Origin of the sequence: Nocardioides sp. SYSU D00038 (assembly GCF_016924665.1) — a bacterium.
GTDB lineage: Bacteria > Actinomycetota > Actinomycetes > Propionibacteriales > Nocardioidaceae > Nocardioides.
This window is the reverse complement of the sequence record NZ_JAFFJT010000026.1, coordinates 82,883-105,973: the sequence shown is the minus strand read 5'-3', so window position 1 is coordinate 105,973 and position 23,091 is coordinate 82,883. Positions and strand designations below refer to the sequence as shown.

The following is a 23,091-nucleotide window of genomic DNA, read 5'->3' as shown; positions in this document are numbered from 1 at the left end:
ACAACGTGGAATCCTCCGACGACCTGCGCCCCGCGACCATCGCCGTCCACAGCGGCCGGCCGCCCCACGACCCCGACCAGCCGCTCAACCAGCCGATCACGATGGCGTCGACGTTCGTGGCCGGCGGCGGGCGCGAGTACGGGCGCTGGGGCAACCCGACCTGGCAGGCATTCGAGGAGGCGCTGGGCCGGCTGGAGGGCGGCCGGGCGCTGGCGTTCTCCTCCGGCCTGGCGGCCGTCGACGTGGTGCTCGACCTGGTGGCGAACGGCGAGAAGGTGGTGGCGCCGTCCGCCTGCTACAACGGCACCCTGCTCCAGCTGGCGGACCTCGAGGCGCGGGGCCGGGTCTCGACCACGCTGGTGCCGGTGACCGACACCGCGGCCTGGGTCGAGGCGTGCGAGGACGCCGCCCTGGTGTGGCTCGAGACGCCGTCGAACCCGATGCTCGACGTCTCCGACGTGCCGGCGATCGTCGCGGCGGCCCACGCAGCCGGCGCCCGCGTCGTCGTCGACAACACCTTCGCGACCCCGCTCGGCCAGCAGCCGCTCGCGCTCGGCGCCGACCTGGTCGTGCACAGCGCGACCAAGTACCTCGCCGGCCACAGCGACGTGCTGATGGGGGCCGTGGTGGTCGCCGACGAGCAGATCTGGACGGTGCTCAAGGGCCGTCGCGACCTGCTCGGCGCGGTGCCCGGCACCCTGGAGGCGTGGCTGGCGCTGCGCGGCCTGCGCACCCTGCCGCTGCGGCTGGAACGGGCCTCGGCCAACGCCGCCGAGCTGGCCCGCCGGCTGGCCGAGCACCCGGCCGTCGACCGGGTCCGCTACCCCGGCTCCGGCGCGATGGTCGCCATCGACCTCCCGGACGCCGCCACCGCCGACGCGGCGACCCGGGCCACCCGCCTGTGGGTGCACACCACCAGCCTCGGCGGCGTCGAGTCGACCCTGGAGCGCCGCACCCGGTGGGCCTCGGAGGCCCCGGAGGTCCCCCAGGGGCTGGTCCGGCTCTCGGTCGGCATCGAGGACGTCGAGGACCTCTGGGCCGACCTCGCCCAGGCTCTCGACAGCGCGCTGGCCGGCAACGCTGGTTGAGGAGGGTTCGCTGGCAGCCGTCCCCACCGGAGGGCGTTCGTCCCATCGCGTAGCGGGTGAAGGACTTCGTCCCGCCTCGACCAGCGACCAGTAGGGTCGACCGGGTGATCGCACTGTCGCTCGAGGAGGTCGCCGAGGTCGTCGGTGGCAGGATCGAGGGGGACGGCGAGGGGGTCGTCGTCGACGGCCCGGTGGTGATCGACAGCCGCGAGGCCGGCGCGGGGAGCCTGTTCGCGGCATTCGTCGGGGAGCGCTCCGACGGGCACGACCACGCCCCCCAGGCGGCCGCCGCCGGGGCCGTCGCGGTGCTCGGCACCCGAGCGACCGACCTGCCGACGGTCGTCGTCGACGACCCGCAGGACGCGCTGCAGCGGCTGGCCACCCACGTCGTCGCCCGGGTGCGTCGCGACGAGCGGCTCACGGTGCTGGCGGTGACCGGCTCGCAGGGCAAGACCTCGACCAAGGACCTGCTCGCCGCCGTGCTGGCCGACGCCGGCCCGACCGTGGCGACCCGGGGCTCCTACAACAACGAGCTGGGCGTGCCGCTGACGGCCCTGCGGGTGGAGCCCGACACCCGGTTCCTGCTGCTCGAGATGGGCGCGCGCGGCCGCGGCCACATCGCCGAGCTCACCGCGCTGTTGGCCCCGGACGTCTCGATCGTGCTCAACGTCGGCTCCGCCCACCTCGGCGAGTTCGGGTCGCGCCAGGCGATCGCCGAGGCCAAGGGCGAGCTGGTCTCGGGGCTGCGGCCCACCGGGGTCGCGGTGCTCAACGCCGACGACGAGAAGGTAGCCGCGATGGCCACCCTGGCGCCCGGCCGGGTGACGACGTTCGGCACCGGCCCGGACGCCGAGGTGCGCCTCGAGGACGTCGCCCTCGACCGGCTGGGCCGCCCGACGTTCCGGCTCACCGCGGACGACGCCAGCGCCGAGGTCGGCCTGGGGGTGGTCGGTGCCCACCAGGCGCTGAACGCCGCCGCGGCGGCCGCCGCGGCCCTCGCCGTCGGAGTGACGCTCGAGCAGGCCGCGGCCTCGCTCTCGCGGGTCACGACGCTGTCGCGGTGGCGGATGGAGCTGCACGAGCTGCCCGGCGGCGTAGTGCTGCTCGACGACTCCTACAACGCCAACCCCGAGTCGATGCGGGCGGCCGTCGACGCCCTCGCCGCGATCGGCGCCGGCGCCGGCGTGCGCCGCACGATCGCGGTGCTCGGCGAGATGCGCGAGCTCGGAGCCGACAGCGAGGCCAGCCACCGCGAGCTCGGCGCCTACGCCGCCGCGCGGGTCGACCAGGTGCTGGTGGTCGGTGCCGCGGCCGCCGCGATCCACGCCGGCGCCACCGCAGCCGGCACCCCCAGCGTGCTGGTCGACGACAACGCCGCCGCCGTCGCCTGGCTGCGCGCCGAGCTGGGCGAAGGTGACGCAGTTCTCGTCAAGGCGTCCCGGGGCGCGCGCCTCGACGAGGTGGCCGCCGCCCTTCAGTAGGGTCCCGACCCATGAGCCAGCGCAAGGTCCGGGTCGCCCTGCTGTTCGGTGGACGGTCCGGGGAGCACGCGATCTCGGCCGCCACCGCGGCCGGCGTCCTCAAGGCGATCGACCGTGACAAGTACGAGGTGCTGCCGGTCGGGATCACCCGCGACGGCCGGTGGGTGGTGGCCTCCGACGACCCCGCCGTGTGGGAGCTGCGCTCCGACCGGCTGCCCGAGGTGACGGCCGCCGCGGGCTCGGAGGTGGTGCTGTCGTCGGCCGCCGACGGACCCCAGCTGCAGGTGCTCGCACCCGGTGCCGTGCCCGAGGTGCTCAGCCAGGTCGACGTCGTGTTCCCGGTGCTGCACGGGCCGTTCGGCGAGGACGGCACGGTGCAGGGGCTCCTCGAGCTCGCCGACGTGCGCTACGTCGGCTCGGGCGTGCTCGCCTCGGCCGTGGGCATGGACAAGCACTACATGAAGCTGGTCTGCGCCGCGCACGGTCTCCCGGTCGGCCCCTCCGTGGTGGTCGCGCCGCGCGACTGGCCGCAGCGGCGCGACGACGTCGTGGCCCGGGTGGGGCAGCTGCGGCTGCCCGTCTTCGTGAAGCCGGCCCGCGCCGGCTCGTCGCTCGGCGTGACCCGGGTCGACGACCTCGCCGACCTCGAGCGAGCCGTCGAGGACGCCCAGCAGCACGACCCGAAGGTGATCGTGGAGGAGGGCATCGAGGGCCGCGAGATCGAGTGCGGCGTGCTCGGCGGCCGCGGCGACGCGCCGCCGCGGGCCTCGGTGCCGGGCGAGATCGTGGTCGACCACGCCGCCCGCGACTTCTACGACTTCGAGGCCAAGTACATCGACGAGGGGCCGGTGCGCCTCGAGACGCCCGCCGACCTGCCGGACGAGGTCGCCGACGAGGTGCGCGACGTCGCCGTCCGCGCCTTCGAGGCGATCGGCGCCGAGGGCATCGCCCGGGTCGACGTGTTCGTGACGCCCGAGCACCGCGTGGTCGTCAACGAGATCAACACGATGCCGGGCTTCACGCCGATCTCCATGTACCCGCGGATGTGGGAGGCCTCGGGGGTCTCCTACCCCGAGCTGATCGACGAGCTGGTGCAGCTGGCGCTCGAACGCCGTACCGGCCTGCGCTGAGCCTCAGCGGGCCCCAGCGGGCCCCAGCGGGCCCCAGCGGACCTCAGCGGACCTCAGCGGGCCTCAGCGGGCCGGGCCGGCCCCGACCGCACGGACCAGCAGGTCGCGGGCGACCTCGCCGAGCGAGGTGCCGCTCAGCGTGCACGCGAACGGGAACACCGAGGTCTCGGTGGTGCCAGGTGTGATCGCGACCTCCAGCAGCACGAAGTCGCCGTCGGCCGAGACGATGAAGTCCGAGCGCGAGATGTCGCGCAGCCCGAGCACCCGGTGGGCCTCGCAGGCCACCTCGCCGAGGCGGACCAGCTGGTCCTCGGCCAGCGCCGGCCGGTCGAGGGAGACGAACTCGGCGGTGTAGCGGGCGTCGAAGTCGAACTCGTGGCCCTTCTCGTACTCGATCGCGACCGGTGACAGCGCGCGCAGCCCCTCGTCGGACTCGATGACCACGACGCTGACGTCGACGCCGTCGTGGAAGCGCTCGATCAGGGCGTCCTCGCAGTAGGCGTAGGCGCCGACGAGGGCCGAAGGAAGCGCGGCGAGGCCGTCGACGCCGGTGACGCCGAGGGCGCTGCCGCCGCGGGCCGGCTTGACCACCACGCGGGTGCCGAGCCGGACCATCACGTGCTCCATCAGCGCGGCCGCGCCGATGTCGCGGAACGTCGGCGAGGAGAGCCCCACGCTGTCGGGCACCGGGATGCCCGCCCGACGCAGCAGCTCGCGGGCCGCGCCCTTGTCGTAGGCCAGCCGGCAGGCGTGGCGCCGCGAACCGACGTAGGGCATGCCGATCAGCTCGAGCAGCGTCTGGATCTCGCCGTCCTCGCCGAACTGGCCGTGCAGCGCCGGCAGGGCGGCGACCACCTTGTCGCGCTCCAGGGCGCCGAGCAGGCCGCGGTCGAAGTCGTAGGCGTGGGCCTCGACGCCGAGCGCGCCGAGCTCGCGCACCAGGTTGCGGCCGCTCGCCAGCGAGACGTCGCGCTCGTGGCTGAGCCCACCGGCGATGACGGCGACGGGGCCCTGGATCTCCTCGGCAGACATGGGACCAGCGTCCCACACCGCCGGGGTCCGGCCCGCAGGGTGGGCGCCGGCCTTCTCACTGCCCGGCGTCAGTTGCAGGGCTCGGACTGGGCGAGCGTCTCGCGAACCGGGCCGGCCAGCTCGGCGATCGCCGCCGAGGCGCCCTCGGGTCGTCGCTCCCCGGGCACGTCGAGGCGCACCGTGGGCTGGTAGCCGACGACGTAGAGGCTCAGGTCGGCCTCGTTGTCGGCGTCCTGCTCCGGCGGGACGTACCAGTCGACGCCGTTGGCCTCGACGCAGCTGGCGAACGGGTCCTGGACGTCGGGGAAGGGCACCCCGCAGCTCAGCACGACCACCGGGTCGCCCCAGGCCGCCGTCCGACGCTGGTCGGGGCGCACCGGCCGCGACGCCGCCCCGGCCAGCTCGTCGGGCAGGGCGTCGACCAGCGCGGCGCAGGCCGTCGCGTCGTCGGGGGAGAGCTCCTCGGCGGGGACGTCGACCGGGCCGGTGTCGTTGCCGCAGCCGGTCAGCGCGGCCACCGACAGCGCCGCACACGCGACGACGCCCCGCGTCCGCAGGGACACGGGGCGTCGGCGTCGGACCGGGCCCACCGGAGGTGGGTCAGATGTGGACGACGGGGCAGGTGAGGGTGCGGGTGATGCCGTCGAGGGTCTGCACCTTGGCGACCACCAGCTTGCCGAGCTCGTCGACGTTGCGCGCCTCGGCGCGGACGATGACGTCGTAGGGGCCGGTCACGTCCTCGGCCAGCGTCACGCCCTTGACCTGGGCGATGGCCCGGGCGACCTCCGCGGCCTTCCCGACGTCGGTCTGGATCAGGATGTAGGCCTGGACCACCATCGTGCTCTCCCTGCTGTCGACTCGGCTGCACTGCCGTCGGTCAACCTATCGCGCCCGCTGGTGGGTGTCATGGTGGGATGGGTCCGTGCCCGAGCCGACCCCCCGACCGACCACCCGGCAGTCCGCACCGTCGGCCGACGCGACGTTGGGCGAGGTGGGGGAGTTCGGGCTGATCGGCGAGCTGACCGGGCTCTTCGAGCAGGGCGAGCAGGTGCTCGTGGGCCCCGGCGACGACGCCGCCGTGCTGCGCATCCGCACCGGCCACGTCGTGGTCTCCACCGACCTGATGGTGGAGGGCCGGCACTTCCGGCGCGACTGGGCCGAGGCGGTCGACGTCGGCCACCGGGCGGCCGCTCAGAACCTCTCCGACATCAACGCGATGGGCGGCACCGCCCACTCCCTCACGATCGGCCTCGCCGCCCCCGCCGACCTGCCCGTGCGGTGGGCGCTCGACCTGGCCCGCGGCTTCGCCGAGGAGTGCTCGCTCGTGGGGGCGAGCGTCGTGGGCGGCGACCTCACCCGGGCCGACCAGGTGGTGGTCGCGGTCACCGTGCTGGGCGCGGTCACCCAGCACCCGGTGCTGCGCTCGGGCGCCCGCCCGGGCGACGTGCTCGCCCTCTGCGGCCGGCAGGGCTGGGCCGCGGGCGGTCTGGCGGTGCTGGCTCGTGGGTTCCGGTCGCCCCGGGTGCTGGTGGAGGCCTACCGGCGCCCCGAGCCGCCGTACGACGCCGGGCCGGCGGCCGCCGCGGCCGGGGCCACCTCGATGATCGACGTCTCCGACGGGCTGCTCGCCGAGGCCGGCCACCTCGCGGCCGCCTCCGGGGTGGCGATCGACGTCCGCTCCGGCGCCTTCGAGGTGCCCGAGCCGCTCCACGCCGTGGCCCAGGCCACCGGGTCGGACCCGCTGCGCTTCATCCTCGGCGGTGGCGACGACCACTCGTTGCTGGCCACCTTCGCCGAGCAGGACGTGCCGGCCGGCTGGCAGGTCGTCGGCCGGGTGGCCGAGGGCGAGGGCGTCACCGTCGACGGCTCGGCGTACGACGGCGAGACGGGCTGGACGCACTTCTAGGGCCGCGGGGGCGCGGTAGTCCGTGACGTTTCGGCCCCTCCGAGTCGCTTTCCGGGACCAGAACGTCACGGACTACCGGGCCGGAGCGATACTCCGTGACGTTTCGGCCCCTGGGAGCTTCTTTTCGGGGCCCGAACGTCACGGACTACCGGGCCGGGGCCGACCCCAGAAGCAGCGAGGCCGCCGCCCCCCGAGCGGGGAGCGGCGGCCTCGGCGGACGCGTCAGGGGGTCAGCGGCTGACCTTGCCGGCCTTCAGGCAGCCGGTGCACACGTTAAGTCGCTTGGGCGTGCCGTTGATGGTCGCCCGCACCCGCTGGATGTTGGGGTTGAAGCGACGCTTGGTGATCTTGCGCGACCACGGCCGGTTGTTGCCGAAGCCGGGCTTCTTGGCGCAGATGTCGCAGACGGCAGCCACGGGTGAACTCCTGGAACTCGATGTTGTCTGGGGGGCCCGAGCGTGCGGGCAACCGAAGAAGAGTATCCGATCCGGACGGGCTTCCCGAAATCGAGCGGACCCGCCCGGAGCGGGTCAGGCCCGCTTGTAGTGCGCCCGGACCTTCGCGAGGAATCGTACGTACTGCGACCAAGCCTCCTGGCCGCCGATCTGCTGGTTGACCTCGTCGTTGCCGAGCGCCTTGTCGGCCCAGTTGTCCGAGCCGGTCCACACGGCGTGCTGGCGCCCGGCGGCTCCGACCCAGGTGGCGGTCATCAGCTTGAGGTGGATGTAGTTGCAGGTCGAGGCGTCGGGGTCGTTGGGGCAGCCGGGGTCGTAGGCGCGCTGCACCGGGATCCGTGCCCCCTTGAGCCGGGCGATGACGTCCTCGCCAGCGGGCTGCCCGACCAGCACCCGCACCTTGGAGCCCGCCGCCTTGTGCGCCACCAGCGCGTCGGTGAGCCAGCGGCCGCGCGGCCCGTGCACGGCGTACGACGCCACCTGGATGTCGGTGCCCGGCCCGCGCGGGATCTCGTTGATCCGGGCCAGCACCGGGTCGTACGCCGCCGTGCGCTGGTCGGGCGCGAGCGGGAAGAACTGCGAGCGCCCGTTGCCGCCGTTGTAGACCCGGTCGACGTAGGGCTGGGCAAGGTCGCGGTCGGCCTTCTGGAGCCGGAACACGTCGTTGAAGACGGTGTAGACGTCCTTGCGGCCGGCGTACTGGTAGAGGTCGACCCACTGGTCGGCGTAGCCCTCGACGGTCTGGTTGGCCGAGCCGACGAGGGTCACGTAGCGGCTGCCGCCGGTGCTCGAGAAGGTGATCGACTTCTGGTGGACGCTGCCCCCGGGCGTGCGGGTGGAGCCCGTCGCGCACACGACGTAGGACGGCTTCCGCTTCTGGGTGCCGAGGGCGCGTCTCAGCTGCTTGGCGGCCGTGGCCCGGCAGTTCTTGCGGGCCAGCACCACCCGCACCTGCACGCCGCGCTTCTTCGCCGCGACCATCGCCGAGCTGATCGCGGTGTCGGTGATGTTGAACGTCACCATCCTCACCACCGAGCCCGCCGGCGCGCCCCGGAACCGGTCGATCACCAGGTTGCGGGTCCTGTTGCTGGCGTCGCCCTCGGCGTAGGGGTCGTTGAAGTAGGCCCGGCTGGTCAGTCCCTCGGCGGCCCCGGCCGGGGCGGAGGCCGGGCCGGCGAGGACCAGCCCGCTCGCGAGGAGGGCGGTGGCGAGGAGGGCCGCGCGACGGCGCGGCCGGAGGACGGAGGTGGACACGAGGGGCTCCCGAGAGTGTCGTCGTGCACTGTGGTGGTGTCAGCGACCGGTCCGGGCCGCTGCCCACTAGCCTGACACCTCGGTCGGGCGGCGGGAAGGGAGTCGGGGTGAGGGCACCACGCGACGGCGGCGGCATCGAGCTCGAGGTCGTGCTGCGCTTCGTCGACGTCGCGACCGACGCGCTGGCCGACGCCCGCGAGGAGATCGACGCGCTCAACGTCTACCCCGTGCCCGACGGCGACACGGGAACCAACATGTTCCTCACCATCTCCGCCGCCCGCGACGCCGTGCGCGAGCTCGCCGCCGCCGGTGGGGACCGGTCGTCGGTGCTGGCCGGCTTCGCCCGGGCCGCTCTGCTGGGGGCACGCGGCAACTCCGGGGTGATCCTCAGCGAGATGCTGCGCGCGGTGGTGCGCCGGGTCGACGAGGCCGGGGCCGAGGAGCGCAACGCCGCGGTGATGGCCGACGCGCTGCGGCTGGCCTCGGAGGCGGCGTACGCCGCCGTCGGCACCCCGGTCGAGGGCACCATGCTCACCGTCTGCCGCGAGGCCGCGGCCGCCGCCACCGAGCGCGCCGGGCGCGAGGGCGCCCGGGCCCGCGACGTCTTCGAGGCGGCCGCGGCGGGAGCGCGCGCCGCGCTGCTGCGCACCCCCGACCAGCTGCCGCTGCTCAAGGAGGCCGGAGTCGTCGACGCCGGCGGTCGCGGGCTCACCGTGATCCTGGACGCCGCCGAGACCGTGCTCACCGGCCGCCGCCCCGCGCCCGTGGGCCGCGGCACCCACACCATCCCGATCCCGCAGCCGCTCTCGCACGCCGACGGCGAGCACGGGCTGAGTCCCGACGGTCCGTCGTACGAGGTGATGTACCTGCTCGACGCCGGCGACGACGTCATCGCCGGGCTGCGCGCCCGGCTGGCGGCCCTCGGCGACTCGCTGGTGGTGGTGGGCGGCAACGGGTTGTGGAACGTGCACGTGCACGTCGACGACGTGGGCGCCGCGATCGAGGCCGGCATCGAGGCCGGGCGCCCCCACCGGGTGCGGGTCACCCACTTCGCCGAGCAGGTCGCCGCGGCCGCCCTCGGTGCCGCAGACCGCGAGGGCCGCCGGGTGGTGGCGGTCTCGGCCGGCCCCGGCCTGACCCGGCTCTTCACCGAGGCCGGCGCCGTGGTGGTCGAGGGCGGCCCGGGACGCCGCCCGTCGACCGGTCAGCTGCTCGAGGCGATCACCGGCTGCGGGGCCAGCGAGGTCGTGGTGCTGCCCAACGACAACGACTCGGTGCGTGCCGCCGAGGTCGCCGCCCGCACCGCCGAGAGCGACACCGACGTGCGGGTCGCGGTGATCCCCACCCAGGCCCAGGTGCAGGGGCTGGCCGCCCTCGCCGTGCACGAGCCCGGCCGCAGCTTCGACCAGGACGTGCTGGAGATGACCGCGACCGCGCGGCACACCCGGCAGGGGGCGGTCACGATCGCGGCCCGGCAGGCGATGACCATGGCCGGCCCGTGCGAGCCCGGTGACGTGCTCGGCGTGCTCGGCGGCGACTTCGTGGTGGTCGGCGACGACCTGCTGGCCGTCGGCACCGCCGTGCTCGACCGGCTGCTCGGCGGCGGCGGCGAGCTCGCGACGATCGTGTCCGGCGCCGACGACGCCGACGGCGCGCTGGCCGCCGCGTGCGCCGCCTGGCTGGAGGAGCACCACCCCCTCGTCGACGTCGTGGTGTACGACGGGGGGCAGGAGCGCTACCCGCTCCTCGTCGCGGTGGAGTGAAGGGGGAGCGGTGATCACGCTCGAGAGCCCGGTCGAGTCGGTGCTGGGCGACGTCGGCAAGAAGAAGCGCGACCGGATCGTCGAGGTGCTGGGGCTGCGCACCGTGGGCGACCTGCTCGGGCACCACCCGCGCCGCTACCTGCGCACCGCCGAGCTCACCCGCCTCGACGAGCTCGAGGAGGGCCAGCTGCTGACGCTGGTGGGGGAGATCGCGCGCAGCGCCACCCACACCTACCGCGACCGCCGCACCGGCCGCACGGCGTACCGCCTCGAGGCCGTGCTGCGCACCGACGGGCCGTCGCTGAAGATGACGTTCTTCGCCAAGAGCCAGAACGTCGCGCAGTGGCAGGAGGGCCGGCTGCCGCCCGGACGCCGGGGGCTGTTCATCGGCAAGGCCAGCCGGTTCCGCGACGAGTGGCAGCTGACCAACCCCGGGATGATCCTGTTCGGCACCTCCGGCGAGGACCTCGCCTCGCTGTCGCTGGAGACGATGGGAGAGCTCTACCCCATCTACCCCCTCACGGCCGGGGTGGACTCGTGGGACCTCCAGCGGGCGGTCTCCTTCGCCCGCACCGTCGTCGACCACGTGCCCGACCTGGTGCCCGAGGCGGTGCGCGAGGAGGCCGGGCTGCTCGACGCCCGCACCGCGCTGGACTGGGTCCACCTGCCCGCCGACCACGCCCAGGTGACCCGGGCCCGGCAGCGGTTCCGCTTCGAGGAGGCGCTGGTCACCCAGCTCGTGCTCGGACGCCGGCGCCGCGCGGTCCGGGCGCTCGGGGCGACGCCGCGCGACGGCGGCGACGGGACGCTGCTGGCAGCCTTCGACGCCCGGCTGCCGTTCACGCTCACCGAGGGCCAGCGCTCGGTGGGGGAGACCATCGAGGCCGAGCTGGCCCGCGACTGGCCGATGCAGCGACTGCTCCAGGGGGAGGTCGGCTCCGGCAAGACCCTGGTGGCGCTGCGCGCGATGCTGCGCGTGGTCGACTCCGGCGGCCAGGCCGCCCTGCTCGCCCCCACCGAGGTGCTGGCCCAGCAGCACCACCGCTCGATCACCGCCCTGATGGGCGACCTCGCCGGCGGCGGCATGCTGGGCGGCGCCGAGGGCGCCACCCGGGTCGAGCTGCTCACCGGGTCGATGACCAAGACCCAGCGCACCGAGCCGCTGCTGCGCCTGGCGACCGGCGAGGCCGGCATCGTGGTCGGCACCCACGCCCTGCTCGAGGACCAGGTGATCTTCGACGACCTCGGCCTCGTCGTCGTCGACGAGCAGCACCGCTTCGGCGTCGAGCAGCGCGCCGCGCTCACCCAGAAGTCCGTGGCCCCGCCCCACGTGCTGGTGATGACCGCGACCCCGATCCCGCGAACGGTCGCGATGACGGTCTTCGGCGACCTCGAGACCGCGGTGCTGCGCGAGCTGCCTGCCGGCCGGGCCCCGATCCAGACCACGATCGTGCCGGTCGCCGAGCAGCCCCACTGGCTGGGGCGCACCTGGTCGAGGGTGCGCGAGGAGGTCGAGAAGGGCCACCAGGTCTACGTCGTGTGCCCGCGGATCCGCGGCGACGAGCAGGAGCCCGGCGACGTCGACCAGCTCGAGATCGACGACGACGGCAACCTGGTCGTCGTGCAGGGCCGGCCGGGGCTCTCCGCGGTCGAGGACGTCGTCGCCGACCTCGACGCCGGGCCACTCCACGGGCTGCGCATCGCCGCGCTGCACGGGCGGTTGCCGCCGGAGGAGAAGGAGCGCGTGATGCGCGCCTTCGCGGCCGGCGAGGTCGACGTGCTGGTCTCGACGACGGTGATCGAGGTGGGCGTCGACGTCGCCAACGCCACCACGATGGTGATCCTCGACGCCGAGCGGTTCGGGGTGAGTCAGCTCCACCAGCTCCGCGGCCGGGTGGGGCGGGGCGGCCTCCCCGGCCTGTGCCTGCTGGTGACCAGGACGGGCAACGAGGGCGGCGCCCGCGAGCGGCTCGAGGCCGTCGCCGCCACCACCGACGGCTTCGAGCTCAGCCGGGTCGACCTCGAGCTGCGTCGCGAGGGCGACGTGCTGGGCGCCTCGCAGTCGGGGCGCCGCACCCAGCTCCACAGCCTGCGGGTGCTCCGCGACGAGGAGACCATCGTGGCCGCCCGCGAGGCCGCCGAGCGGCTGCTCGACGACGACCCCGAGCTGCTCTCGCACCCGCCGCTCGCCCTCGCGGTGGCCGACCTCGAGGCCTCGACCCGGGGCGACTTCCTGGAGCGGTCGTGACCCGGATCATCGGCGGCCGGGCCGGGGGGCGTCGGCTGGTCACCCCGCGGGGCCAGCAGACCCGGCCCACCAGCGACCGGGTGCGGGAGGCGCTGTTCTCCAGCATCGAGGCCTGGGCCGGCTCGTGGACCGGCCTGCGGGTCCTGGACCTCTACGCCGGGTCGGGGGCGGTCGGGCTCGAGGCCTGGTCGCGCGGCGCCGCAGCGGTGACGCTGGTGGAGTCCGACCGGCCCACGGCCGCGCTGGTGCGCTCCAACGCCCGCACCCTCGGGGCCGACGTCGAGGTGGTCGCCGCGTCGGTGGCCACCGTGCTCGGCCGGCCCCCGTCGGCGGCGTACGACGTGGTGTTCGCCGACCCGCCGTACCCGCTGGCCGACGCGGCCGTCGCCGCCGACCTCGCCGCGCTCGCGGCCGGCGGGTGGCTCGCGCCCGGCGCGCTGGTCGTGGTCGAGCGGTCGGTTCGCAGCCCCGAGCCGGCCTGGCCCGGGGGCGTCGAGCCGCAGCGGCGGCGTGCCTACGGCGAGACGGTGCTTTGGTACGGTCACGCAGCCGAACCGGAGCGGGCGACCAGGGAGGACCAGCCGTGAAGCGAGCCGTGTGCCCCGGCACCTTCGACCCGGTGACCCTCGGGCACCTCGAGATCGTCGAGCGGGCCGCCGGCCTCTTCGACGAGGTCGTCGTCGGCGTCGGCACCAACCCCTCGAAGAGCCGGCTGTTCACCGACGACGAGCGCATCGGGATGTTCGCCGACGCCGTCGCCGGGCTGCCGAACGTCCGGGTGCAGGGGTTCTCGGGCCTGGTGACGTCGTTCTGCGCCGAGGTGGGCGCGGTCGCGATCGTGAAGGGGCTGCGCGCCCCCTCCGACTACGACTACGAGGTGCAGATGGCGCGGATGAACTCCCACCTCACGGGGGTCGAGACCGTGTTCCTGCCCACGGGCAAGGACTACTCGTTCGTCGCGTCCTCGCTGGTCAAGGAGGTCGCGGCGTTCGGCGGCGACGTCTCCGCGCTGGTGCCGCCCTCCGTGCTGACCGCGCTCACCGATCGGCTGGCGGAGCGCCGGGCGGCGGGCGGCTGAGCAGGCCGCGCCCCCCGCGGCGGCGCGTTTTGCCCGCCGTACCTCCCGCCGGTTACGCTTCTCGCTGATCTGCAAGTGCCCGGAACCGGGAGAGACATCCTGAACAGCCTGGACCCGAGAGCGCCGCTCGTGCTCGACACCCGCGAGCTCGGCCGCCGCCCGGGGTCCCAGCGTCAGGTGGAGCTCACGGTCCCGGCACCGGCAGATCTGGGCATCGAAGTCCTCCGGGTCACCGAGGGGTCGCCGGTCGGTCTCGACCTGCGCCTCGAGGCGGTCATGGAGGGAGTGCTGGTCACGGGGACCGCGGAAGCGGCCCTCGAGGGCGAGTGCGTGCGGTGCCTGGAGCCGATCACCGACGAGGTGTCGGTCCGGTTCCAGGAGCTGTACCTCTACCCCGACCACGTGCTCGACTCCGAGGATGACGACGAGGCCAGCGTGCTCGAGGACGACCTGCTCGACCTCGAGCCCGTGCTGCGGGACGCGGTGGTGCTCGCACTGCCGTTCCAGCCGCTGTGCATGGACGACTGTCCGGGACTGTGCCCCGAGTGCGGGGCCCGGCTCGCGGACGACCCGGACCATGCGCACGAGGCGGCGATCGACCCGCGGTGGGCGGCGCTGACCACGCTCGAGCAGGACCAGCAGGACCAGCAGGACCCAGAGCAAGAGTCGTGAGACCGGCCCCCGGCCGGTCCTGGTAGAGGAGACAAGAAGTGGCTGTCCCGAAGCGGAAGATGTCGCGCAGCAACACGCGCCACCGTCGCTCGGCCTGGAAGGCCGTGGCGCCGTCCCTGGTCGACTGCGCGAACCCCGCCTGCGGTGCCAAGCACCTCCCGCACCGCGCGTGCGGCGAGTGCGGCCAGTACGGCGCCCGATCGGACCGTCGCCAGGTCCTGTGACCGGGTCGGGCCGCTGAGCTACGACGCGCTGCGTGCCGCCCTCGGGGATCCCCAGCTGGACCCCGGGCTGCTCGACCGCGCCCTCACGCACCGCTCCTTCGCCTACGAGAACGGCGGGCTGCCGACCAACGAGCGGCTGGAGTTCCTCGGCGACTCCGTCCTCGGCGTGGTCGTCACCGAGACGCTCTACCTCGCCCACCCCGACCTCTCCGAGGGTCGGCTGGCCAAGCTGCGCGCCGCGGTGGTCAACGCCCGCGCGCTGGCCGAGGTCGGCCGCGGCATCGGCCTGGGCGACCACATCAAGCTCGGTCGCGGCGAGGAGGCCACCGGCGGTCGCCAGAAGGCCTCGATCGTCTCCGACACCGTCGAGGCCGTGATCGGCGCCGTCCACCTCAGCGGCGGCATCGAGGAGTCCTCGAAGGTCGTCCACCTGCTCTTCGACCCCCTCATCGAGGCCGCCTCCGCGATGGGCGCCGGCCTGGACTGGAAGACCTCGCTGCAGGAGCTTGCCGCCGAGCACGGCCTCGGTGTGCCCGAGTACGTCATCGAGGACGACGGGCCCGACCACATGAAGACCTTCACCGCCCAGGTGCGGGTCGGGGGCCAGCTCTACGGCAACGGCCACGGCCGCTCCAAGAAGGAGGCCGAGCAGGCCGCCGCCGAGACGGCGTACGGCGACATCGTCGCCGCGCTGCCCGTGCCCGACCCCGAGCCCGGCACCGAGACCGTCACCGAGGCGGCCGTCGAGGCCGCCGCCGGCGCCACCGACGACGCGGCGCAGGACCCCGCCGCCCGCTCCTGAGCCGCTGAGCCACCGGTGCCCGAGCTTCCGGAGGTGGAGGTCGTCCGCGACGGCCTGGCCCGCCACGTCCTGGGCGCCCGGGTCGTCGGCGTCGACGTGCTGCACCCGCGGCCGGTGCGCCGCGACCCGCGCGGCCCGGCCGGCTTCGCCGACGCTCTGACGGGCCGCCGGCTGGTCGGCGCCCGCCGGCGCGGCAAGTACCTCTGGGTGCCGCTCGACAACGGCGACGCGCTGCTGGGCCACCTCGGCATGAGCGGCCAGCTCCTCGTGCAGCCTCCCGACGCGCCCGACGAGCGGCACCTGCGGGTGCGGCTGCGGCTCGAGGGTGCGGCCGAGGGTCGCGAGCTGCGCTTCGTCGACCAGCGGATGTTCGGCGGCCTGAGCATCTCCGCCGGCGGCGCCGAGCTGCCGCCCGAGATCGCCCACATCGCCCGCGACCCGCTCGACCCGGAGTTCGACGACGACCTGTTCGTCCGCCGGGTGCGCCGGCGGACCTCGGGCATCAAGCGGCAGCTGCTCGACCAGGGCCTGGTCTCCGGCGTCGGCAACATCTACGCCGACGAGGCGCTGTGGCGCGCTCGGCTGCACGGCGACCGGCCGGGCGACCGGCTCACCGCCGCCCAGGTCCGCACCCTGCTCGGCCACGCCCGCGACGTGATGGCCCAGGCGCTGGGGCAGGGTGGCACGTCGTTCGACTCGCTCTACGTCAACGTCAACGGCGAGTCCGGCTACTTCGACCGCTCGCTGCACGCCTACGGCCGCGAGGGCGAGCCCTGCGACCGGTGCGGCACGCCGATCCGGCGGGTCGCGTTCATGAACCGCTCGTCGTACTTCTGCCCCGCCTGCCAGCCCGTCCCGCGGGCCCGGCGGGCGCGCCCCGCGCCAGATTGACCGGGCGCGGCGCAGGTGGGACTCTTGAAGACGGTCGCCACCGCGATCACACTCCCGCACAACCCGGAAGGTTCATCCATGGCCAAGGCGCTGATCGGCTACCTGGACAGCGACCTGCGAACCCCCTCCCACGCGACCGTCGAGAACGCTCGGCTGCGCGCGCGGGTGGCCGAGCTGGAGGCCCTCGTCCTCAAGCTCTCGGAGGAGAACGACCGGCTCGTCGCCCGCGCGGCCGAGCTGCTCGACACGGCTCCCCTGCAGGAGATGCAGCCCGCCTGACGGCGTAGGACCCGGCGGCCGGCCACCGGTCGCCCGACCCGGACGGCGTGAGCCGGTCCGGACCCCCGGCGTCCCCACCGGGCGGCTCGCCAGTCCAGGCCCGCGACCCGCGGGGTCGCGCGGCGGTGGCGGCGCGCGACCGGATGTGCTCCGCCGGACCTCGCTGCGGGTATGCTCGTCCCGCTGAGCTTCCCCCGCGCAGCGCCGTGATCCGACACGACCCGCGCGTCCGCTCGACCACCGACGGCGAGGGAGCCACCGTTGTACCTGAAGAGCCTGACCCTGAAGGGGTTCAAGTCCTTCGCCTCCTCGACGACGCTCCAGCTCGAGCCCGGCATCACGTGCATCGTGGGCCCCAACGGCTCCGGCAAGTCCAACGTCGTCGACGCGCTCGCGTGGGTGATGGGCGAGGCGAGCGCCAAGTCGCTGCGCGGCGGCAAGATGGACGACGTCATCTTCGCCGGCACCTCGGGCCGGCCGCCGCTGGGGCGTGCCGAGGTGGTGCTGACCATCGACAACACCGACGGCGCGCTGCCGATCGAGTACGCCGAGGTCACGATCAGCCGGACCATGTTCCGCAGCGGCGGCTCGGAGTACGCCATCAACGGCAACACCTGCCGCCTCCTCGACGTCCAGGAGCTGCTCAGCGACTCCGGCATCGGCCGCGAGATGCACGTCATCGTCGGGCAGGGCCAGCTCGACCAGATCCTGCACGCCACCCCCGAGGACCGGCGCGGCTTCATCGAGGAGGCCGCCGGCGTGCTGAAGCACCGCAAGCGCAAGGAGAAGGCGCTCCGCAAGCTCGACGCCACCGACGGCAACCTCAACCGGCTCAACGACCTGCTCAACGAGATCCGGCGCCAGCTCAAGCCGCTGGGCCGGCAGGCCGAGGTGGCCCGGCGGGCCGCGACCGTGCAGGCCGACGTGCGCGACGCCCGGGCCCGACTGCTGGCCGACGACCTGGTGACTGCCCGCACCGCGCTCGAGCAGGAGATGGCAGACGAGTCGGTGCTGGTCCAGCGCCGCGAGCAGGTCGAGGCAGCCATCGCCCGCAGCCGCGAGCAGGAGGCAGCGCTCGAGGCCGCGCTGCGCGAGGACCTGCCCGCCCTGGCCCGCGCCCAGGAGACCTGGTTCGCCCTCTCCGGCGTGCGCGAGAAGCTGCGCGGCACCCAGTCGCTCGCCGCCGAGCGGATCCGCAACGCCGACTCGACCGCGTCGTCGGAGGCAGCGGCCTCGGGCCGCGACCCCGAGCAGCTCGAGGCCGAGGCCGCCGAGGTGCGCGAGCAGGAGCAGCGCATCGACGCCGAGGTCTCCGGCCACCGGGTCGCGCTCGAGGACGCCGTGACCGCGCGCCGCGAGGCCGAGGACGCCGCGGCCGAGGAGGACCGCCGGGTCGCCGGGCTGCAGCGTGCCGCGGCCGACCGCCGCGAGGGCCTTGCCCGCCTGCACGGCCAGGTCAACGCGCTGAAGTCGCGCGCCGCGGCCGCCGAGGAGGAGGTCGGCCGGCTCAGCCTGGCCCGCGAGGAGGCCGTGGCCCGCGCCGAGCGCGCGCAGCGCGACTTCACCGCCCTCGAGACCAAGGTCGCCGGCCTCGACGCCGGCGAGGAGGGGCTCGACGCCGAGCACGAGGCGGCGGTCGCCGCGCTCGACGACGTCGAGGAGCGGCTGGCCAAGGCGCGCGAGGAGGCGCTCCAGGCCGACCGCGACCGCTCGACGCTGATGGCCCGCAAGGACGCCCTCGAGATGGGCCTCAACCGCAAGGACGGCGCCGGCGCGCTGCTCGCCGCCAGCGACCGGGTCTCCGGGCTGATGGGCTCGGTGGCCGCGCTGCTCTCGGTGCGCCCGGGCTTCGAGGCCGCCGTCGCCGGAGCCCTCGGCCAGGCCGCCGACGCCGTGGCCGTCGCCTCGCCCGAGGCGGCCGTCGAGGCGATCACGCACCTGAAGTCCGACGACCTCGGCCGGGCCGGGCTGCTGCTCGGCGGCGCCCCCGGGGACGCCGACACCTCCGGCTGGCCCGGGCTGCCGGGCGGCGCGACGTACGCCGTCGACGTGGTGGAGTGCCCCGACACGCTGCGCCCCGGTCTGGCCCGGCTGCTGCGCAAGGTCGCCGTCGTCGACGACCTCGACGCCGCACGCGCCCTGGTGGCGAGCACCCCCGACGTCACCGCCGTCACCCGCGACGGCGACGTGCTGGGTGCCCACTACGCCGCCGGCGGCTCGTCGGACCAGCCCAGCCTGATCGAGATCCAGGCCGCCGTCGACGAGGCCGACCGGATGCTCGCCGAGGCCGTCGCCTCGGCCGAGCGGCTCGGCTTCGACATGTCGCGGCTGGAGAGCGAGCGCCTCGAGGCCCAGAAGCGGGCCGACGTCGCGCTGGCCAAGCTGCACGAGTCGGACGCGACGCTGGCCGCGGTGGCCGAGGAGCTCGGTCAGTACGGCTCGCAGGCCCGCGCCGCGCGCGGCGAGGCCGAGCGCCTCGGCGAGGCGATCGCCAAGGCCGAGGAGGCGCGCGACCGCGACCTCGCCGGGCTCGCCGAGCTCGAGGGCCGGCTGGCCCGGGCCGAGGAGTCGCCCGAGGCAGAGCCCGAGGTCGACGAGCGGGAGCGGCTGGCCGAGGCCGCCCGCGCCGCCCGGCAGGCCGAGATGGACGCCCGGCTCGCGTTGCGCACGTCGGAGGAGCGGGCCCGGGCGCTGCACGGTCGCGCCGACCAGCTGCTCCGGGCCGCCGCGGCCGAGCGCGAGACGCGGGCCCGCGAGGCCGAGCGCCGGGCCCGGCTGCTGCGCGAGGGTCGGGCCGCGGAGGCGGTCCACACCGCCGTGGCCTGGGTGCTGCGCCGGCTGGAGACCTCGGTCGAGCAGGCCGCGCTGGCCCGCTCGGCGGTCGAGGAGGCGCGTTCGGGGCGCGAGCGCGAGCTGCTCGACGTACGCTCCCGGCTGCGCGACCTCGGCAAGGAGCACGACGAGCTCGTCAACTCCGTCCACCGCGACGAGATGGCGCGCACCCAGCAGCGGATGCGGATCGAGCAGCTGGAGGAGAAGGCGCTCGAGGAGCTCGGCCTCGACGCCGACGCCCTGGTCGCCGACTACGGCCCGGACCAGCCGGTGCCGGTCACGGTGCTGCCCGACGCCGACGGCGCTGCGTCCGACGAGGAGGCGCCGGCCCCCGAACCGGTGCCGTTCGTGCGCGAGGAGCAGCAGAAGCGGCTGCGCACCGCCGAGCGCGCGCTCGCGATGCTCGGCCGGGTCAACCCGCTGGCGCTGGAGGAGTTCTCGGCGATGGAGGAGCGGCACAAGTTCCTCACCGAGCAGCTCGAGGACCTCAAGAAGACCCGCCGCGACCTGCTCGACATCGTCCGCGAGGTCGACGACCGGGTGCAGCAGGTGTTCACCGAGGCCTACGCCGACGTGTCCAACGCCTTCGACCAGACCTTCGCCCGGCTGTTCCCCGGCGGCGAGGGACGCCTGGTGCTCACCGATCCCGACGACATGCTCAGCACCGGCATCGAGGTCGAGGCGCGTCCGCCCGGTAAGAAGGTCAAGCGCCTGTCGCTGCTCTCCGGCGGCGAGCGGTCGCTGGTGGCGGTGGCGTTCCTGGTGGCGCTGTTCAAGGCGCGCCCCTCGCCGTTCTACATCCTCGACGAGGTCGAGGCCGCCCTCGACGACACCAACCTGGGCCGCCTGCTGGAGATCTACGAGGAGCTGCGGGAGAACTCCCAGCTGCTGGTGATCACCCACCAGAAGCGGACCATGGAGGTCGGCGACGCCCTCTACGGCGTCACGATGCGCGGCGACGGCGTGTCGGCCGTGATCAGCCAGCGGCTGCGCGAGACCGCCTCGGCGTGAGCGCGCGTCCGGGCCGCGGCGACTACGTCCACTGGCGCACGATCACCACGCGCTGGCGCGACGACGACGCCTACGGCCACCTCAACAACGCGACCTACTACGAGCTGTTCGACACCGCGGTCAACGCCTACCTCTACGAGGCGACCGGGCTCGACATCCGCCGCCTCCCGCAGATCGGCGTCGTGGCCGAGACCGGCTGCCGCTACTTCCGCGAGCTCGGGTTCCCCGCGCCGATCGAGGCCGGCCTGGTCGTCGACAAGGTGGGCCGCTCCAGCGTGGTCTACCGGATCGGCCTGTTCCAGGGCGACGGCGACGAGGCCGCCGCGGAGGGCCGCTTCGTGCACGTCTACGTCGACGACACCGACCCCGCCCGGCCGGTCACCGCGATGCCCGACGTCGTGCGCGACGTCGTCTCGAGGTTGCTGCGGCCGGGGGGTGCTGGCAACGGCGTGGGGTGAATCGACCGGAACTCCGCAATTGCGGAGTTGTGGTCGGTTGGGCGTGGGGTGAATCGACCGGAACCGCGCGATCGAGGAGTTGTGGTCGGTTGGGCGTGGGGTGGATCGACCGGAACCGCGCGATCGAGGAGTTGTGGTCGGTTGGGCGTGGGGGAAACCGTCCGGAACCGCGCAATTGCGGAGTTGTGGTCGATTGAGCCACCCCCAGCGCCCCCGCACCGCCCCTGACCCCGAGCCGGGCCCGGCGGCTCTGGTTGGATTGAGCCCATGACCACGACCGTCGCGCTCGTCCTCATCATCGCCGCGGTGGCGGTGCTGGCCCTGGCCGTCACGATCGGCCTGAGCATCGGCCGCGGACGCCGGACGCCGCCGGTCCCGCCGGCGGGCGGCACCGACGTGATCGTGCCCCCCGCGGTCGAGCCGACGGCCGAGCCCGTGGAGCCGGTGGCCGAGCCGGTCGCCGGGCCGGCGACCCCCACGGTCGAGCGGCCGGAGGGCCGGGAGTCACGGCTGGTCCGGCTGCGCCAGCGGCTGGCCGGGCAGGGCGGGCTCGGCCGGGGGCTGCTGAGCCTGCTGAGCCGCGACCGGCTCGACGAGGACACCTGGGAGTCGATCGAGGACGCCCTCATCACCGCCGACGTGGGCGTCACCCCCACCCAGGAGCTGGTCGACCGCCTGCGCACCCGGATGCGCGTCGAGGGCACCGGCCCGGCCGAGGCGCGCACCGTGCTGCGCGAGGAGCTCGTCACGTTGGTCGGGCCCGAGCTCGACCGCAGCCTGCGGGTCAGCGGTGAGGGCGACACCCCGGGGGTGGTCCTGGTCGTCGGTGTCAACGGCGCCGGCAAGACCACCACCGTGGGCAAGATCGCGCGCATCCTGGTCGCCGACGACCGCTCGGTCGTGCTCGGCGCGGCCGACACCTTCCGCGCGGCGGCCGTCGACCAGCTGGCGACCTGGGGCGAGCGGGTCGGCGTCGAGGTGGTGCGCGGGGCCGAGGGCTCCGACCCCGCCAGCGTGGCCTTCGAGGCGGTGCGCTCGGGTGCGGAGAACGGCGTCGACACCGTCATCGTCGACACCGCCGGCCGGCTGCAGAACAAGGCCGGCCTGATGGACGAGCTCGGCAAGGTCAAGCGGGTCATCGAGAAGCAGGCGCCGGTCACCGAGGTGCTGCTCGTGCTCGACGCCACCACCGGCCAGAACGGCATGATCCAGGCCCGGGTCTTCAGCGAGGTCGTCGACGTCACCGGCATCGTGCTGACCAAGCTCGACGGCTCGGCCAAGGGCGGCATCGTGGTCGCCGTCCAGCGCGAGCTCGGCGTGCCCGTCAAGCTCGTGGGTTTGGGGGAGGGGCCCGACGACCTGGCCCCCTTCGACCCCGAGGCGTTCGTCGACGCACTGCTCGGCTGAACGCCTGACCCGAACGACGACCCGACCCGAGCCGGACGCCAGCCCGCACCCACCGCCACTGAGGAGAGCCGCCGTGACCGCACCCAGCACCGACCGGCACGCCGACGCACCCCCGGCGCAGCGCCTGGAGGAGTTCCCGCGCCGCTTCTGCGGCGTGTGCGGCCGGGTGGTGCGCCGGGAGTTCAAGCCCGGCCCGGGCGGTCGTCCCGACGCCTCGTGCCCGCGCTGCGGCAGCCTCGAGCGGCACCGGTTCCTGGCGCTCCTGCTCTCGGCGCTGCAGCCGACCATGCCCGACCTGGGCGTGCTCCTCGACGTCGCGCCCACCCCCCACGTCACCCCGCTGCTGGCGCGGCTGGGGCCGCGTCACCACGTGCGGCTCGACCTGGGCGCCGACAACCGCCTGGTCGACGTGCTCGGCAGCCTCACCGAGCTGCCGCTGCCCGACGCGTCGGTCGACCTGCTCGTCTGCTACCACGTGCTCGAGCACGTGCCCGACGACCGCAGCGCGATGCGCGAGATCGCCCGGGTGCTCGGTTCAGGGGGCGTCGGCCTCGTGCAGGTGCCGTTCCGCCCCGGCACCCGCACCGACGAGGACCCGAGCGCCGACGAGGAGGAGCGGCTGCGCCGCTTCGGGCAGCGCGACCACGTGCGCTACTACGGCGACGACTTCGAGGACCGCCTCGTGGAGTCCGGGCTCGCCTTCACCCGGGTCACGCCCCGCTCGGTGCTGGGGGAGCGGATGTGCACCTGGCTCAAGGTCGTCCCCGACGAGCTGGTCTGGATCGTGCGCTCCAGCGCGAACGCCGCGGTGCCGCCCCCGCTGGAGGTCGACCCCACCCCCACCGGGCTGGCCCGGGCCTTCGAGGCCACGCTCGACGAGCTGACCCTGGTCCGCGGCCGGCTGCTCGACTCGCGGGCGGAGACGGAGCGGCTGCGCCGGCAGCTGGAGGCGGCCGGGTCGGGTTGGACCGCGCGTCGGGTCGCCCGCGGCGTACGGCGCCGGGCCGGGCGGCTGCTCGGGCGCGGCTGAGGTCCGCTGCCGCCCGGCGTCCCCCGCCGGCGACCACCGGACCGGGATTT

The 23,091-nt window shown here is 74.6% G+C and carries 22 protein-coding genes; 17 read left to right on the top strand and 5 right to left on the bottom strand.

The window, feature by feature from the left end; all coding sequences use genetic code 11:
* The first annotated feature begins 5 nt into the window (after positions 1-5).
* The 3 genes from JT721_RS16075 to JT721_RS16065 all read left to right on the top strand — a co-directional run bounded on the left by JT721_RS16075 (position 6) and on the right by JT721_RS16065 (position 3,699).
* On the top strand, positions 6-1,088 hold the full coding sequence (locus JT721_RS16075; RefSeq protein ID WP_205474269.1) for a PLP-dependent aspartate aminotransferase family protein: 1,083 nt from the start codon (positions 6-8) through the stop codon (positions 1,086-1,088).
* Positions 1,089-1,192: 104 nt separating this feature from the next.
* Entirely contained in the window at positions 1,193-2,569 is a 1,377-nt protein-coding gene (gene murF / locus JT721_RS16070) for a UDP-N-acetylmuramoyl-tripeptide--D-alanyl-D-alanine ligase (protein WP_205474268.1), read from the top strand.
* 11 nt (positions 2,570-2,580) lie between these two features.
* Positions 2,581-3,699, top strand: a complete 1,119-nt coding sequence (locus JT721_RS16065; RefSeq protein ID WP_205474267.1) for a D-alanine--D-alanine ligase family protein — start codon at positions 2,581-2,583, stop codon at positions 3,697-3,699.
* Positions 3,700-3,762: 63 nt separating this feature from the next.
* On the opposite strand, the gene JT721_RS16060 is transcribed toward JT721_RS16065, so the two are convergent.
* The 3 genes from JT721_RS16060 to JT721_RS16050 form a co-directional block, all read right to left on the bottom strand.
* Complete coding sequence (locus JT721_RS16060; RefSeq protein WP_205474266.1) at positions 3,763-4,731, bottom strand: D-alanine--D-alanine ligase; 969 nt, start codon at positions 4,729-4,731, stop codon at positions 3,763-3,765.
* 68 nt (positions 4,732-4,799) lie between these two features.
* Positions 4,800-5,294 carry a DUF3515 domain-containing protein gene (locus tag JT721_RS16055; RefSeq protein ID WP_205474265.1) on the bottom strand — a complete coding sequence of 165 codons (495 nt, stop codon included), beginning with the start codon at positions 5,292-5,294 and terminating at the stop codon, positions 4,800-4,802.
* A 37-nt stretch (positions 5,295-5,331) separates the two neighbouring features.
* A complete protein-coding gene (locus JT721_RS16050; RefSeq protein ID WP_205474334.1) occupies positions 5,332-5,565 on the bottom strand; it encodes an Lrp/AsnC family transcriptional regulator in 234 nt (77 codons plus the stop codon).
* Between the two features lie 88 nt (positions 5,566-5,653).
* Here JT721_RS16050 and JT721_RS16045 point away from each other — a divergent pair, with 88 nt between their 5' ends.
* Positions 5,654-6,637: a thiamine-phosphate kinase gene (locus JT721_RS16045; protein ID WP_205474264.1), complete on the top strand. Its 984-nt coding sequence runs from the start codon at positions 5,654-5,656 to the stop codon at positions 6,635-6,637.
* 230 nt (positions 6,638-6,867) lie between these two features.
* On the opposite strand, the gene rpmB is transcribed toward JT721_RS16045, so the two are convergent.
* A complete protein-coding gene (gene rpmB, locus JT721_RS16040) occupies positions 6,868-7,053 on the bottom strand; it encodes a 50S ribosomal protein L28 (protein ID WP_205474263.1) in 186 nt (61 codons plus the stop codon).
* 114 nt (positions 7,054-7,167) lie between these two features.
* Positions 7,168-8,346 (bottom strand): phospholipase D-like domain-containing protein, encoded by a 1,179-nt coding sequence (locus JT721_RS16035; RefSeq protein ID WP_205474262.1) that lies wholly within the window; start codon positions 8,344-8,346, stop codon positions 7,168-7,170.
* Between the two features lie 107 nt (positions 8,347-8,453).
* On the opposite strand from JT721_RS16035, the gene JT721_RS16030 reads away from it, so the two are divergent.
* The 13 genes from JT721_RS16030 (at position 8,454) to JT721_RS15970 (ending at position 23,041) form a co-directional block, all read left to right on the top strand.
* Positions 8,454-10,109: a DAK2 domain-containing protein gene (locus JT721_RS16030; protein ID WP_307828092.1), complete on the top strand. Its 1,656-nt coding sequence runs from the start codon at positions 8,454-8,456 to the stop codon at positions 10,107-10,109.
* 10 nt (positions 10,110-10,119) lie between these two features.
* Positions 10,120-12,357, top strand: a complete 2,238-nt coding sequence (locus tag JT721_RS16025; RefSeq protein ID WP_205474261.1) for an ATP-dependent DNA helicase RecG — start codon at positions 10,120-10,122, stop codon at positions 12,355-12,357.
* Positions 12,354-12,944, top strand: coding sequence for a 16S rRNA (guanine(966)-N(2))-methyltransferase RsmD (gene rsmD / locus JT721_RS16020; protein ID WP_205474260.1), 591 nt, complete (start codon positions 12,354-12,356; stop codon positions 12,942-12,944). Before JT721_RS16025 ends, rsmD begins: the two co-directional genes overlap by 4 nt.
* Positions 12,941-13,435 carry a pantetheine-phosphate adenylyltransferase gene (gene coaD / locus JT721_RS16015; protein WP_205474259.1) on the top strand — a complete coding sequence of 165 codons (495 nt, stop codon included), beginning with the start codon at positions 12,941-12,943 and terminating at the stop codon, positions 13,433-13,435. The genes rsmD and coaD overlap by 4 nt, the downstream gene beginning before the upstream one ends.
* Positions 13,436-13,564: 129 nt before the next feature.
* Complete coding sequence (locus JT721_RS16010; protein WP_307828091.1) at positions 13,565-14,107, top strand: YceD family protein; 543 nt, start codon at positions 13,565-13,567, stop codon at positions 14,105-14,107.
* Between the two features lie 38 nt (positions 14,108-14,145).
* Positions 14,146-14,331, top strand: a complete 186-nt coding sequence (gene rpmF, locus JT721_RS16005; protein ID WP_205474258.1) for a 50S ribosomal protein L32 — start codon at positions 14,146-14,148, stop codon at positions 14,329-14,331.
* A gap of 13 nt (positions 14,332-14,344) precedes the next feature.
* A complete protein-coding gene (gene rnc, locus JT721_RS16000) occupies positions 14,345-15,133 on the top strand; it encodes a ribonuclease III (protein ID WP_240340901.1) in 789 nt (262 codons plus the stop codon).
* A gap of 15 nt (positions 15,134-15,148) precedes the next feature.
* Positions 15,149-16,024: a bifunctional DNA-formamidopyrimidine glycosylase/DNA-(apurinic or apyrimidinic site) lyase gene (mutM, locus tag JT721_RS15995; RefSeq protein WP_205474256.1), complete on the top strand. Its 876-nt coding sequence runs from the start codon at positions 15,149-15,151 to the stop codon at positions 16,022-16,024.
* A 78-nt stretch (positions 16,025-16,102) separates the two neighbouring features.
* The gene (locus tag JT721_RS15990) at positions 16,103-16,303 is read left to right on the top strand and encodes a hypothetical protein (RefSeq protein WP_205474255.1); all 201 of its coding nucleotides are present in this window, start codon (positions 16,103-16,105) and stop codon (positions 16,301-16,303) included.
* A 261-nt stretch (positions 16,304-16,564) separates the two neighbouring features.
* Entirely contained in the window at positions 16,565-20,146 is a 3,582-nt protein-coding gene (gene smc / locus JT721_RS15985) for a chromosome segregation protein SMC (RefSeq protein ID WP_205474254.1), read from the top strand.
* A complete protein-coding gene (locus JT721_RS15980) occupies positions 20,143-20,604 on the top strand; it encodes a thioesterase family protein (protein WP_205474253.1) in 462 nt (153 codons plus the stop codon). The genes smc and JT721_RS15980 overlap by 4 nt, the downstream gene beginning before the upstream one ends.
* Before the next feature lie 267 nt (positions 20,605-20,871).
* Positions 20,872-22,011: a signal recognition particle-docking protein FtsY gene (gene ftsY, locus JT721_RS15975; RefSeq protein WP_205474252.1), complete on the top strand. Its 1,140-nt coding sequence runs from the start codon at positions 20,872-20,874 to the stop codon at positions 22,009-22,011.
* A 73-nt stretch (positions 22,012-22,084) separates the two neighbouring features.
* Positions 22,085-23,041 carry a class I SAM-dependent methyltransferase gene (locus JT721_RS15970; RefSeq protein ID WP_205474251.1) on the top strand — a complete coding sequence of 319 codons (957 nt, stop codon included), beginning with the start codon at positions 22,085-22,087 and terminating at the stop codon, positions 23,039-23,041.
* Positions 23,042-23,091: the final 50 nt, after the last annotated feature.

Coding starts and splice junctions, on each gene's coding strand:
- JT721_RS15990 (WP_205474255.1), top strand. CDS start 16,103: ATGGCCAAGGCGCTGATCGGCTACCTGGACAGCGACCTGCGAACCCCC.
- JT721_RS16060 (WP_205474266.1), bottom strand. CDS start 4,731: ATGTCTGCCGAGGAGATCCAGGGCCCCGTCGCCGTCATCGCCGGTGGG.
- ftsY (WP_205474252.1), top strand. CDS start 20,872: ATGACCACGACCGTCGCGCTCGTCCTCATCATCGCCGCGGTGGCGGTG.
- JT721_RS16065 (WP_205474267.1), top strand. CDS start 2,581: ATGAGCCAGCGCAAGGTCCGGGTCGCCCTGCTGTTCGGTGGACGGTCC.